The organism is Sphingobium sp. TA15, assembly GCF_037101235.1.
Classification (GTDB): domain Bacteria; phylum Pseudomonadota; class Alphaproteobacteria; order Sphingomonadales; family Sphingomonadaceae; genus Sphingobium; species Sphingobium indicum.
Genome location: NZ_AP025356.1, coordinates 224,097 through 237,131 on the forward strand (window position 1 = coordinate 224,097; position 13,035 = coordinate 237,131).

Consider the following 13,035-nt stretch of genomic DNA (forward strand, 5'->3'; position numbering starts at 1 on the left):
TCACCTTCGAACCTCCGCCCGGCTGAGATCGGGCAATAGGATGACCTTGGGCTGCCGGTCGAACAGCCTTGCAAGCAGGCGGCGCAAATAATGGTTGGCCGGCCCTTCGATGAAGCGATGGGACAGCGCCGCGATGCCGACCGCCAGCAGCAGCGATGCCACGGCGCGCGGAACCGGCGGCATCGGCACATATCCCGCCAGATAGAAAGCGGGCATGTGCAGCAGATAGAGCGAGAAGCTCCATGCCCCCAGCCGCCGCATCGCGCCATTGCCCCACAGCCAGTCGTTCAGCCGGTGGTCGATGGTCGCGCTATGGATGACGCAGGCGCAGAGCAGAACCTTCGCCAGATCGCCATAATAGCCGATATGCTTGGGATCGCCGCGTGTCGATGGGAAGAGGAAGGGCTCGGCCCACGCCGGCGACAGCAGGATGGCGGCCAGGAAGGCCAGGGCGCCTCCCAGCACGAGCATGGCGAGCGGCGGGCGCAGCGGCGCCGCCTTCATCAGCAACGCCGTGCCGATCCCGGCGATGAAGATGTGCAGCTTTGCGAAGACGGAGAAGCCCGGCGTCCAACTGCTGATCGCATAGCTCAGGCAGATCGCGGTCGTCAGCGCCAGGAAGACGACAGGCCTGTTCGGGCGGCTGCTGTGGAACGCCATCCAGATCAGCGGAAAGAGGAAATAGAATTGGAATTCCGGGCCGATGGACCAGAAGATCGGCTGCGCGCTGGTGAAGCTGAGCAACCGCAGGAGCTGCTGGCCGTCTATGCGATAGATGAACGCCGGATCGGCATAGCTGAAGAGGAAGAAGGACAGCAGCGATACTGCCAGATAGAGCGGCAGGATCCGCCCCGCCCGCGCCACGCCATAGCGCAGCAGCGCCGCGACGTCGGGCTTTTGCCCCAGATAGAGATGGCCCATCAGGAAACCGCTGAGCACGAAGAACAGCATCACGCCATAATCGCCCAGGCGGTGATTGACCCAGGACGGCAGCCCGACATCGGGAAAATGCGACAGCATCACGATCAGCGCCGCAAAGCCGCGCAGCCCGTCCAGCGCTGGAATATGCCGCCCGCTCATGCCGGGGTCGTGCTGTCCGCTGCCCTCCGCCCGCGTGCGAAGCAGAAGCCGTAGAGCGCCCACATCAACGCCGCCGTCTTGATCGAAAGCAGCGAATTGCTGATCGGCAGGCACAGGATGAGGAACAGCATGATGCCATGTTTCGCCATGCGGTCTCCCGGCGCCCTGCCGAACCCGGCGAGCGACAGCGCAAGCCAGAGGCCGAGCGCGATGAGCACCGATTGGGACTGGATGAAATCGGCCCATCCTGCATCGTCCAGCCGCGCAAATTCGGGTCTGACACCCAGCAACGCGGCGGCATCCATCGTCCCCAGCGCATGCAGGCCGATGCCCAGCCGCCCGGCGAAATTGTCGCCATTGGGCATCAGCAGGCCGAATGCGTCCCCCAGCCAAAGCAGGCCCAGCATGACGGGCAGGTAGATCGCGCTCCAGCGGTCGGGCAGATAGCGGCAGAGCGGCAGATAGAGGCAGAAGAGCAGGATGACCGTCATTGCGAGCCGCCCGTCGCAGATCACCAGCAGCGCGAAGGTGGACGCCACCATGAAGGCCCGGCCCCGGCGCGACAGTTCGCGCCAGCAGGCCGCCGTGAAGATCGTGACGACGACCGCCCAGTTGCCGAGCGACACCGGCTCCAGGAAGAGCGACGACCCGCGATGGAAACCGAAGCCGTTGAGAAACAGCCGGCCGCCCGGCCGCTCCGAACTCAGGAACAGCGATCCGCCCGCCCAGAAGGCGTCGGCGTCGTAGCCGCGCGTGTTCACATAATAATCGACCACGTTGAAGAAGGCGCCATATTGGTCCGGCCGCGCCAGTTCCCACATGCCAACCAGCAGGATGCACGCCTGCATGACGAGGACCGACCGGCGGAACAGGTCGGCGCGCAGCGCCGTGCCCAGCAGGATGAAGGCCGGGATCAGCAGCACGTCGCCCAATATCTTCGGATTGAACTGCGCCCGGATCGCGCTGGTCAGCAGCACGGCCATCACCAGCAGCGCGGCCAGCGTCCACCATCGCGCCGCCAGCGCGACCGGCTGGAACAGGCCCAGCAGCAACGCAGAGATGACGATGCCGCCCTGCATCACGGACACGATCGACCCGCTCATCGGCGCGACATGGCTGTTCACCCAGGCGAGGAACGGGTTGAACAGGACCGTCGCCGCCAGCAGCGCGACGGCCGCCACCGGCACGACCGCGCGCAGCATGTCCCCGGCGCCTTGCATCCTGACGTCTCTTTGCAGGACAAGCTCAGCCAAGGGCGACCTCCACCAGCCGGTCGGCCACATCGCCCCAATCCTGCGTCGGCGCTGGCCGCCTGCGCGTCTGGGCGGCCCTGGCGAAGGCCTGCACCATCCCATCGGCGTCGCCCGGCCGGTAGCCGAAACGCAGCCCATGTTCGCCCACCGCGAAATCCGGGCAGATGGCAGGCAGGCCGATGGCGCCATATTGCATCAGCTTCAGGCTGGAATCCGCCAGATAGGCCGATGCTTCCGCCGGCAGATAGGCCGCGATCCCGACATCGGCATGCTGGATATAGGGCAGCGTCCGTTCGAAGGGCATCTCGTCGTGCAGCACCACATTGGACGGGAAGGCGTGCTTGGGCGTTCCGATCATGTGGAAGGTGAAATGGGGAACCGCCTGCGCCAGCGTGCGGATCGCGCCCTCGTCGAACAGCATCGATCCGACCGCCACCGCATTATGCGGCCCGTCATAGGGGCTGACAGTCGGCCGGCGCAGGTTTCGCAGGTCGACGCCATGGGGAATGAAGATGCGCGGACAGTCGAAGCTGTCGAAATGCGGCAGCATGCTGCGGGCGACGACCACGACCATGTCGATGTTGCGCGCCTGCCTTTGCAGCGTCGTTTCGATGCATTGCGGCACGCCGGCGGTCGCCAGCAGGTCGGTCGCGCGATAGACGATCCGCGCATGCGGGGCGATGGCGCGCACCCGCCGGATCAGCGCGGGGGCGATGCCGGATTCGATGAGGATGAGGTCCGCCGTCGCCGCCGCATCGTCCAGGGCGGGGCAGGCCATGCCGGCCCAGCGGTGGAACAGCCAGCCGGTCAGCGCATCGGGCACCGGCATCTTGACCGGATGCCAGCGTGTCCGCCACAGATAGGCGCGCAGGCCGTCCACCGTTTCCCAGCGGTTGGCGCGCGGGTCCAGCCCCGCCCGGCTGTCGCCGCGCAGCCGCGACAGCCAGCTGTAGCCGATGGACAGGAAGGCGACGTCATGGCCCCGTTCGGCCAGTTTCTGGGCGATGAAATGCACGCTGGCGCGGCGCGCCGTGCGATAATCGTGGCGCGACAGGATGAGGATGCGGGCGTTGGTGACGCCATGGGGTGCGAGGGCGGCCGAAATGGGGATGTTCAATGGCGTCTCTCCCTGCGGCCGATGATTTCGTCGTAATAATCTTCCAGTTCCGCCATGTTGGACCGGATGTGGAAACTGTTGTTGACCCATTCCCGTCCTGCCCGGCCGAAGCTTTCGCACAGGTCCGCCGACAGCAGCAGCCGTTCCAGATGCGCGGCATAGCTGCCGGTGTCGCGCCGTTCCGCCAGCAGGCCGCTCTGCCCCGGCCGGATGGCTTCGCGCATCGGCCCGTCGTCGAAGGCGACCACCGCCATGCCCAGGGCCTGCGCCTCCATCAGCACGATGGGCAGCCCTTCGCTGTCGCCATTCGCGGCGCGGATGCTGGGCATGGCGAAGATCCTGTGCCGGGCCATGGCGGCGAACACCGCCTCTCGCGGCTGCGGGCCGGCAAATACCGGCTGGATGCCCAGTTTTCGTGCCTGATCCATCAGCGCCGGCTTCATCGGGCCGTCCCCGATGATGGTCAGCGGCTCCTCGCGCAGGCGAGGCGGCAGCTTCGCCCAGGCGTCGAGCAGGAAGTTGACGCCCTTCTTCTCGACCAGCCTGCCCACGAACAGCGCGCCGCGGCGCAGCGAGGGGGAATCCACTTGCGGCAATGCGGCGGGGTCGATGCCCAGGCGGATGACCCGCAGCTTGCTTTCGGGATAGCCGGCCTCCAGCAGGCACTGCCTGATCCAGTTCGACACGCAGATGATGCCGTCGACATAGCGCATCAGGACGGGCTTCAGCATCAGGTACCACAGCCCCTCTGTCCGCCGCGCATGTTCGCGCGCGGTGACGGTCGCGTCATAGCCATGGGCCGTCACCACCAGCGGCATGCGCCGCCGCAGGGCAAGCGGCAGGATGCCCGCGCCGTCCTGAAGGAAATGCGCGTGGATCAGGCCGGCGGAGCGTGAGGACAGTTGTCCGTCGAGATGGTCGTAATGTCCGGTCAGTCGACTGCTGATCCTTTTCCACTTTCCGGCGCCGGGTTCATGAAGCAGATGCAGTTGCTGTCCGTCCCGATAATGGCCGCCAACAATATCGTCCGCCATGACGAAGGGCCGGTAACGACGCAGCGAGCGGATGTGGTCAGCAATGAAGGTTTCCGACAGGGGCAGGAAACCGCGTCTGTAAATGGCGACCATCGGCATGTTATCTGTCCGCATTGGGAAGATCGGGTTCGAACCCTTGGGACATGTCCTAGGGGTATTCCCTCAATTCGCTGCTGCTTGTGCGGCTGTTATATCCAAAGCCCACCCCTGTTTCGAGTAAGGCATAACACCTATGCAGCGGAACCTAACCCCTTGTGTATCTGTGATAATTGCCGCCTATAACGCGCAGGATACGCTGGTTCGCGCCGTCAATTCGGCGCTGGGGCAGCAGGTGCCGGTCGAAGTGCTGATCATCGACGATGCATCGAGCGACGACACGCCGCGCGTGGCGGAGGGCCTGACGCGGCTACACGACAATGTCCGCCTGATCGTCAGCGCGGAAAATGGCGGACCTTCGGTTGCGCGCAACAGGGGGCTGGCCGAAGCGCAGGGCGAGTGGATCGCGATACTCGACGCCGACGATGCGTTCCTGCCGGGGCGGTTGCAGCGCATGACCGGGGTGGCGAGGCGGCATGAGGCCGATCTGGTGGCCGACAATCTGCTGTTTTTCGACTGGCAGGCGCAGGCCGTGGCGGGCCGGGCGCTCAGGCTGGCGGACGATCATGTGCAGCAGGTCGGCGCGGCGGATTTCGTCGGCCAGTGCATGACCGGCCGTTCCCCCTTCGACTATGGCCAGCTAAAGCCGATCTTCCGCCGCCGATTCCTCCATGCACGCGGACTGCGCTATCCGCCCCACCTGCGCCATGGCGAGGACTTCGCCTTCGTTCTGGACTGGCTGCTGGCCGGCGCGCGCTTCATGCTGATGGGGGAGGGGCTTTACCTCTTCACCCAGCGCATCGGTTCGATCTCCTCCGACAGTTCCGGCCAGTCGCGCACCATCCTCAACCTCCAGGCGATGCGCGACCACACGCTGGGCCTGCTCGCCCGCCCGCGCATCCGGGCGGACAGGGCATTGGCGGGGCTGTTGTCGAAACGGGCGGACGCGATCCGCGACCAGGCGATCTGGAACCGCGCCTATCCGCACCTGCGCGCCCGCCGGCCGGGGGCGCTGCTGATGGAAATGCTACGCGACCGGCGCAGTTGGCCGATGCTGGCCCGTCACCTGGTCCGGCGGCACAGGGCGCGGATGCTGGCGCGGTAAAGGGAGGAGGCCAGCCACGGGCAATATTCAGCCTTCACCGCCCCCAGCAACCGTCCAGCGCACTGCTCAATTGTTCGACCCTCTGCGCGAAAATCGCATCGCCGCTCAGGAAAGCGGGCGCGCCGACCAGCCGATGCAAAACCGTCGCCATGCGTTCCGTCCGCCGCCTGTCCCACCGCGCCATCGCGCCCCGCGCGACGCGCTGCGCCGGCAGGCGCCCCGGCAGCGCGCGCAGATGATGCTTCACCTTGGGCCGCACCGATTGCCATAGCCCATTGCCCTCCCGCCGCATCATCCGCCGGTAATGCGCCATGGCGCTCTCCCTGTCCGGCCGCGGCAGGCGGAAATCCTGTCCGATGCAGCGCTGCACCTGCCCCTCATAATAGGCCCGCAGGCTGATCGAGGGCAGCGCCACAGGCTCATAGGGCAGGTCCAGCGACAGGGTCCAGTCCAGCCATTTGAAGCTGTTGATCCGCCGGGACGACGCAACGGGCACCCAGGGCACCCGCATCGTATCCGCGATGATCGCGGCATGCATGGAATCCGCGATCACCAGCCGCGCCGATCGGATGCGCTCTATCACCCGATGCGCGCATTGCCGGGGATCGACCAGTTCCACGCCCGCCAGCCCGCACGCCCTTTCCCAGGGGCCTTCGTCCATCGCCTCATAATGGGGAATGAAGATCGTCCCGTGCCGTTCTTCCTCGGCCAGGGGCTTCAGCCGCGGCAGGGTCGACAGCAGCAGCGCGCCGTCCGCGACCGCCCGTTCCGGCCGCCCGACCACCTGCGCGGTCAGCGGCCCGCGCAGCGCCGTCACCTTCCACCGTCCGCTGTCGAAATCGGCGGGCACGGGACGATAGCCGATGCCGCTGGAAAACACCCTGATCCGTTTCGCCTGCGGCATGTCGTTGCCGATGATCGTGCCGATGCCGCAGAACAGATCGCCATCATCCTCGTCCGACCAGCGGCCCGGCGCGAGTTCTTCCCAGAGCCAGCCGTTCAGGTCGTCGCCGAAATTCCCCTGCGGCGCCCGATAATAATAGAGCTTCACGCGGGCACCTCCGGCATCCCGGCCGGGCGCAGCTTGCGGCGCAGGATTTCCGTCCAATAGCCGGGCAGGTCACGCCAGAGGTGCCGATAGGCCCTTGCTATCATCGCCCGCTGGAGCCGGTCCATCAGGCCCAGATAGAGCCGCGGATGCATCAGGATCGCCGCCAGTTCCATCTGGAAGCTGCGTCGCCGCTGCTGCGTCAGCATCAGGCTTTGCTCGTCGATGCCGTCGATCGCGCCCATCAACTCGTTCGCGCGGATCATGGAAAGGATGCGCCGCAGATTGCGCCCGCCCAGCCGCTCATGCGCGTCGCGATACAGGTTGATGCCTTCGCCGCGCAGGCTGTTGGCGGAAAGCGAGAAGCAGATGCCCCGCGCCCGATGCGCGATCCGCGCCCACATCAGCCAGTCTTCCCCGGCATAGCGCAGGCTCTCCTCGAACCGGAGCGATCCCACCGCCGACCTGCGCAGGATCACGGACGATGTCTGGCACAGATAGTCGCGCACCATCGACGATCCGCCGCTCGTCCCGACGAAGCGATAGGTGCCGCGCGTCCCGTCGAGCAGTTCGACCCCCTGCTGCGTCGGCAGCGCCTGGAAAAACGCCATGGCCGCGAACATGGTCGTCGGCGGCATGGCGCTGTCGCAGAAGTAGAAATCATGCGCCGTGCCCAGGGTGTCGATCCCCCAGGCCAGATGGTGCGTCGACCATTGATCGTCGGAGTCCAGAAAGGCGATATAGCCGGAATCCGGCGATAGGGCGTCCAGGCCATGGTTGCGCGCCGCCGCCGGGCCGGCATTGGCCTGGCGAAGGATGCGCAGCCTGATCCAGTCGGGCAAGGCGAGATTATCGAGGTCCAGCTGGGCCGCGACCGGCGAACCGTCGTCGACGACGATCAGTTCGACTTCGGCGGGCCAGGGAAGATATTGGCAGGCGACCGACCGCACGGCTTCGCGCAGCAGCCCGCGCTTGCGCTGGAAGAACGGGATGACGACCGAAATGCGCTTCGGCATGGTCGTCCGGCGCCGGGCCATGCTGGCGTCAGGCCGCATCGGCCCCCCGCAGGGCTGTGGTCGGGGCTGGCGGGGGCGTATCCTCCCAATCCTGCCCGCGCCAGGCATCCTTCAGCGCATGGACGATGAAGCTCAGATTGCCGCGCAGATAGCGGTCCGCGAGCCGGGTCGGCTCCTGCAGCAGCCGCCATGCCCATTCGAACCGCGCCCGCTGCACCCAGGCCGGGGCGCGCCGCACCCGTCCGGCGAGGAAGTCGAGCAAAGCGCCGCCGCACAGCACGGGCCGTCCGAACTCCGGCGCCCAGCGCGCCGCCCAGATCTCCTGCCGGGGATTGCCCATGCAGGCGAGCACCAGATCGGCCTTGCTCGCCCCGATGCGGTCGCTGAGGCCCGCTTCCTCCTGCGGGTCGAAGAAGCCATGCTGCATTCCCACGATCGATAGCCGCGGGCACAGGCGGCGCAGCGTCACCGCCGCGCGCTCCGCCACGCCCGGCGCCGCGCCGACCAGGAACAGCCGGAGCCCTTCGGGATGGTCCTTCAGCAGCGCGGGGATGAAGTCCGTGCCGTTGAGGTTGACGGGAAAGGAGCGGCCATAGCGCAACCGGCTCGCCAGATCGACGCCGATGCCGTCGTTCAGCACCAGCGCATTGCCCAGCGCCCCGGCCAGCCGGTCGTCCTTCCGCGCCAGATTGGCCATATGGGCGTTGCAGAAGGCGATGACCTTCGGCCTTTGCGCGCGGACATGGGACCGGATTTCCGCCAGCGCCTCCGTCTGGGAGAGGACGGCGACCTTCACCGGACCGATGGCCCGTTGGCGATGGCCCAATATCTGGTCGTAGATATGCACGATGCGCGCCGAGACCTGCGGCCAGCTATAGCTGCGCAGCGGTTCGGCCGCGTCCTTAAGGGCTCCCCTGGCCCTCGCCGCCCGGAAATCCTTGAGCAGCCGCGCCGCGGACAGGGGATCGTCGAAATGCAGGAGCGTGCCGACGCCCAGCTTCTCGCAGGACCGGCGATGCGCCGGAATGTCGCTGGCGGCGGGATAGAGGCCGGCGGAAACCGCCTCGATCAACGATATGCCGAACCCTTCATAGGCGCTGGCGGACGCGAAGATGCTGCTGCGCCCGATCAGCGCGCGAAGCGCCTCGTCGCTGGGGCTGTCGTGGAATTCCACCTTCCGGGATACGCCCTGTTCGTCGGCGATCCGGCGCAGGTCGGACAGGGCGACGCCCATCGGCTTGCCCGCGACGATCAGCGACCAGGCCGGGTCCAGCGCCTTCACCGCGGCGAACCAGCGGATCAGCCGGTCGATCCGCTTGTTGGGGGCGATGCGGCCGAAATAGAGGATCGCCCGCGCATCCGGGTCGGCGGCGGCCGCGAACTTGTCGATGTCGACGCCATTTTCCACCAGCGTCAGCCTTTGACGGCAGATGCGCGCAAAACTCTCCTGATCCGCCTCGCTGCAGGCGATCGTCGCGTGGAAGCGGCTCAGCGACAGGCGGGATATGCTGTGGAAATAGACCTGCTTCAGCCGCTGCGCATAATCCGTGTGGAAGAAGCCGCCATGGGTGCTGAGCACCATCGGCTTCTGGTGCAGAAAGCGCGTGAGGGCCAGGAAATCGACGAAGAAATCCATGGCATGGACGTGGATCAGGTCGCAATCGCGCACATGGCGCAGCACCGCCGGCGCAATGGGATAGCGCCGTCCGCCGCGGAAGGGCAGGCGGACGACCTCCACCCCGCCGATCGTCTCCCGCGCTGGCAGTTCGGCGCCATCGCCGTCGAAGATGCGGTTCAGCGTGACCATGCGCACCTCATGGCCCGCCCGCGCCTGCTCCTCGCAGAGGTTGCGGGTGAAATTCTCCAGCCCGCCGATGCCCGGATGATATTGGCGGGAGATATGGACGATCTTCATGCCTGTTCCACGCTTCATGCCGTCACACGATCATGACCGTGCCGATCAACGGCATGCCCAGCATCGACAGCTTGTTGATCGTGGATTTGAGGTCCGCCGTGGTGGTGGCGTCGCGGCTGACGGCCAGTATCGCCACCTCCGCGCCGGCCGCTGCCAGGGCGAGATCCTCGACATGGCTGGCGTCGACCAGGCAGAGGTCGAAATCGGCCATCATGTCGGCCAGGCCCCGGCTGTCGGATGCGGCCGCCAGCAGGGACAGTCTGGGGATCGAGGCAGGCCGGATGAAGGCGTGGAGGTCATCCTCCGGATCGGTGGGCGTGACCGGCGCCTGGCCGAGCAGCCGGTGCTGGACGAAGTCCGACTGCTTCATGTCGACCAGCAGCGTCCGCAGCCCGCTCAGCGCCGCCGACACCGCGACATTGGCGGTCAGGATCGCGGCCTCGTCGACCGCGCCGACCGTGAGGACCGCGATGGAGGAGGGCGCCCGCCCGTCCGCCAGGCGGAGCGCGGCCAGCGTCGACTGTATGTCGCGCGCCTGCACCGCCAGCCGGTCTTCCGGGTCGCTGACCGCCACGACCAGCGGATCGACCTGGATCGGCCCCGCGGCATTTATCTCGGGCTTTTCGCCCGGGCCGGCGGCGATGAAGATCGCGCCGGGCTGCTCGCTTCTCTCTGTGGATCGGAGTCTCATGACCATTTGGCTCCTTCAAGGCGGAGTTGCTGTCCGATGTGACGGAGGTCGGCCTGCCCCAGCACGGGCACGCCGGTCAGATATGTCATGGCATCGCGGCTGCGGACGCGGGGTTGTAGCCATTCCAGCAGGACCGCCGTGCCAATGGCGAGCATCAGGCCCAATATCGTCATCATCAGCAGCCGCACGGGAATGTTCGGCGCGTTCGGCAGCAAGGGCGCCTCGGCGGCGTTCAGGTGCAGCACGTTCAGCGAAGGGATGCTGCTCTTCGCGCGCAGTTCGGCCATTTGCTGCGTCTCGGTCTCATATTGCTTCTTGGCCGATTCCACATTGCTTTCCAGCACGTTGAGCTTGCCCCGGTCGCCCGCCAGCGACAGCATGCGGGCGCGGTGCTGGTTCAGCAGCGACTGCATGGCGCCCCGGTTTGCCGCGGCGGCGGAACTGGCCGCGGACAGGCTGCCCGATGTCTTGGCCGTTTCCTGCGCCAATGCCGCCCGCAACTGGGCAAGCTGGGAATTGGCCGCCCGCATCAACTCATGGCTTGGCCCCAGTTCCGCCGACATCTGGCGGATTTCGGCCGACTTGGTCGCGATCTGCGCGCGCAATCCCTGGACCACCCCGCTCGACTGCACTTCGGGCATGCTCGCCCCCGCGGCGGCGCGGGCGCCCGCATCGGCGGCGGACGCTTCGGCGGTGGACAATTTGGACGACAATTCGCTCAGCCGCGTGCTTTCCGCATCGATCGCGCCGGTGGAGACGATGCCGTGCTCGCGCTGGAACTTCGCCAGTTCGCTCTGCGCGCTTTCCATCCGCGCCTCGGATTCGCTGAGGCGGGTCTTGAACCAGTCGGCGTAGCGCTTGGCGAAATCATTGCTCATCGACAGGCGGGTCTTGTTGAACGCATCGGCAAAGGCATTCGCCATCTCCGCCGATCTGGCCGCATTGCTGCTGCGATAGGCGATGTCGATGGTGCTGCCCGCCGGGCTGGGCGTGACCTCCAGCCCGCTCTGGACCCGCCGGTTCAGCCAGCCCTGGAAGGTCTGGGTTCCGTTGGTCTGGTCGAACCACTGCCTGCGCAGTTCGGGTTGCTTGTCGAGGCCGAGGGCGCGGGTGACATGGCCGGTGATCGCCTCCCCGCGCAATATCTGCGCCTCGGTCGCCAGCATGGCGGCGGGTTCGCCCGCCGCGCGGGTCTCGCCCGGCAGCGGGTCGGGCGCGCGCGTGTCGAACAGCAGCGTGGCCGACGCCACATATTCGCGCGGCGTCATCAATATCCAGATCGCGGTCAGCAGCATGACGCCGCAGAATATCCCCGCCACCAGCCGCCAGCGCTGCAATATCGCGCGGAATATGTCCAATATCAGCATAGTCACTATCCTATTCGATGGCGATCCGGCCTATTCGGCGGCGATCGGGCGATGAAGATCGTTCATGCTGATGATGTTCTCATCGATCTTCTCGCTGTTCTGCGCGGCGAACAGCATGGCCAGCATGAATTGCGGCGCCAGGCTGTCCTGGAAGGCGATGCGATCCTCTGCCGCATCGATGATCAGCGCGTCCCGCAACTGGGACAGGATGCGCTCGCCCCGTTCATCCGCCAGCGCGCGCCGGGTGATGAAGCCGTGGGCGGCGGCGGTGCGGGCGATGGTCTCGATCATGCTCCAGTGGGGGCTGTTCGTCGCGATCACCTTGCGGAACAGCGCCGCATCCTCCGCATTGGTGAGCGCCCAGTCGTTGACGGCCCGCGCCACCCCGGCCAGCGTGGCGGGCAGGTCGACCTTCCGTTCCTGCCGCTTGATCACCTCGAAACAGGCGAGGGCGCAGAACAGCCGGACATGATAGGGCGATCCGCAGGCGAGATGGGCGATGGTCTCCCGGCTGGCATCGGTGAAGCCCATGCCGGTCGACACCGCGCCCTTGGCGATGATGTCGAACACGGCCTGGGATTCGATCCGCGCAATCGGGATCACCGACATGTGCCGCCGCAGGGAGGCGTGGCCCGCGATCAGGGCATCGACCCCCGCCGCGATGCCCACCGCGACGATATGAACCGGCATGGCCGCGTCGGACAGCATCTTCATCAGCCTTGCGACATCATGTTGCACGGCGCCGTCGGTGATGCGGTCGAATTCGTCCAGGATCAGGACGAAGCGGCGACGGGCGCGGGGCGCGATCTGTTCGATCACGTCCCGCGGATTGACCGGACGGTCCCCGAGCCAGTCGACCGGCGCCCCGGCCAGGGCATCGACATAGGGCCTGATCAGCGCCCCGAAATCCTGATCCGGCTCGCAAGCCGAATAGAGGACGACGAAGCCCCGGTCGTCGGCCATATTGGCGAAGACCCGCGCCAGCGACGTCTTGCCGGACCCCCGCGCACCGTAGATCAGGGCGTGATTTCCCCGGTCCAGAACGCCCTCGACCAGCAGTTCCAACTGCTCCTGCCGGCCGTGAAGATGGCTGGAACTGGTGACGGGTTGGGTCGAGTTGAACCCCTTGCGGATGGCCGACCGCAACATGTCGGCCGTCGGGGGGGGCGGCGTGGCGGGCTCGGCGGCGGCGGCGGCGCGGATGGCCGCCATGCGGCGCGCCAGCTCCTCGCTCTGGGGCTTGGGCTTGCGCCTTGGCCTCAGCCACCGCGCTATCCAGGAAAACAGGGGCATTTCGGGTTCCTTCCCAGCCT

The 13,035-nt window shown here is 66.7% G+C and carries 11 protein-coding genes; 1 reads left to right on the top strand and 10 read right to left on the bottom strand.

What is annotated here, in order from left to right:
* Genes Sj15T_RS18295 through Sj15T_RS18310 form a run of 4 tightly spaced genes read right to left on the bottom strand, consistent with a single transcriptional unit; the run spans window position 1 to window position 4,583 of the window.
* Window positions 1–1,080 (bottom strand): acyltransferase, encoded by a 1,080-nt coding sequence (locus Sj15T_RS18295; RefSeq protein ID WP_013053776.1) that lies wholly within the window; start codon window positions 1,078–1,080, stop codon window positions 1–3.
* Window positions 1,077–2,300, bottom strand: a complete 1,224-nt coding sequence (locus Sj15T_RS18300; protein WP_013053777.1) for a hypothetical protein — start codon at window positions 2,298–2,300, stop codon at window positions 1,077–1,079. Before Sj15T_RS18300 ends, Sj15T_RS18295 begins: the two co-directional genes overlap by 4 nt.
* Before the next feature lie 25 nt (window positions 2,301–2,325).
* Window positions 2,326–3,450, bottom strand: a complete 1,125-nt coding sequence (locus Sj15T_RS18305) for a xanthan biosynthesis glucuronosyltransferase GumK (protein ID WP_013053778.1) — start codon at window positions 3,448–3,450, stop codon at window positions 2,326–2,328.
* Window positions 3,447–4,583, bottom strand: a complete 1,137-nt coding sequence (locus Sj15T_RS18310) for a glycosyltransferase (protein WP_193377942.1) — start codon at window positions 4,581–4,583, stop codon at window positions 3,447–3,449. The genes Sj15T_RS18305 and Sj15T_RS18310 overlap by 4 nt, the downstream gene beginning before the upstream one ends.
* Before the next feature lie 163 nt (window positions 4,584–4,746).
* Between Sj15T_RS18310 and Sj15T_RS18315 the strand changes: the two genes are divergently transcribed.
* Entirely contained in the window at window positions 4,747–5,685 is a 939-nt protein-coding gene (locus Sj15T_RS18315) for a glycosyltransferase family 2 protein (protein ID WP_013053780.1), read from the top strand.
* A 34-nt stretch (window positions 5,686–5,719) separates the two neighbouring features.
* Here Sj15T_RS18315 and Sj15T_RS18320 read toward each other — a convergent pair whose 3' ends face one another.
* From Sj15T_RS18320 to Sj15T_RS18345, 6 genes are read right to left on the bottom strand one after another with little or no spacing between them, the layout of a single operon-like run.
* Window positions 5,720–6,736 carry a polysaccharide pyruvyl transferase family protein gene (locus tag Sj15T_RS18320; protein WP_013053781.1) on the bottom strand — a complete coding sequence of 339 codons (1,017 nt, stop codon included), beginning with the start codon at window positions 6,734–6,736 and terminating at the stop codon, window positions 5,720–5,722.
* Complete coding sequence (locus tag Sj15T_RS18325) at window positions 6,733–7,788, bottom strand: glycosyltransferase family 2 protein (RefSeq protein WP_253720758.1); 1,056 nt, start codon at window positions 7,786–7,788, stop codon at window positions 6,733–6,735. Before Sj15T_RS18325 ends, Sj15T_RS18320 begins: the two co-directional genes overlap by 4 nt.
* Window positions 7,778–9,682, bottom strand: coding sequence for a WecB/TagA/CpsF family glycosyltransferase (locus Sj15T_RS18330; RefSeq protein WP_253720760.1), 1,905 nt, complete (start codon window positions 9,680–9,682; stop codon window positions 7,778–7,780). The genes Sj15T_RS18325 and Sj15T_RS18330 overlap by 11 nt, the downstream gene beginning before the upstream one ends.
* Before the next feature lie 4 nt (window positions 9,683–9,686).
* Window positions 9,687–10,355: a tyrosine-protein kinase family protein gene (locus Sj15T_RS18335; RefSeq protein ID WP_041386901.1), complete on the bottom strand. Its 669-nt coding sequence runs from the start codon at window positions 10,353–10,355 to the stop codon at window positions 9,687–9,689.
* Window positions 10,352–11,722 carry an exopolysaccharide biosynthesis protein gene (locus Sj15T_RS18340; RefSeq protein ID WP_013053785.1) on the bottom strand — a complete coding sequence of 457 codons (1,371 nt, stop codon included), beginning with the start codon at window positions 11,720–11,722 and terminating at the stop codon, window positions 10,352–10,354. The genes Sj15T_RS18335 and Sj15T_RS18340 overlap by 4 nt, the downstream gene beginning before the upstream one ends.
* 30 nt (window positions 11,723–11,752) lie before the next feature.
* Window positions 11,753–13,015 (bottom strand): ATP-binding protein, encoded by a 1,263-nt coding sequence (locus Sj15T_RS18345; protein ID WP_013053786.1) that lies wholly within the window; start codon window positions 13,013–13,015, stop codon window positions 11,753–11,755.
* Between the last annotated feature and the right edge of the window lie 20 nt (window positions 13,016–13,035).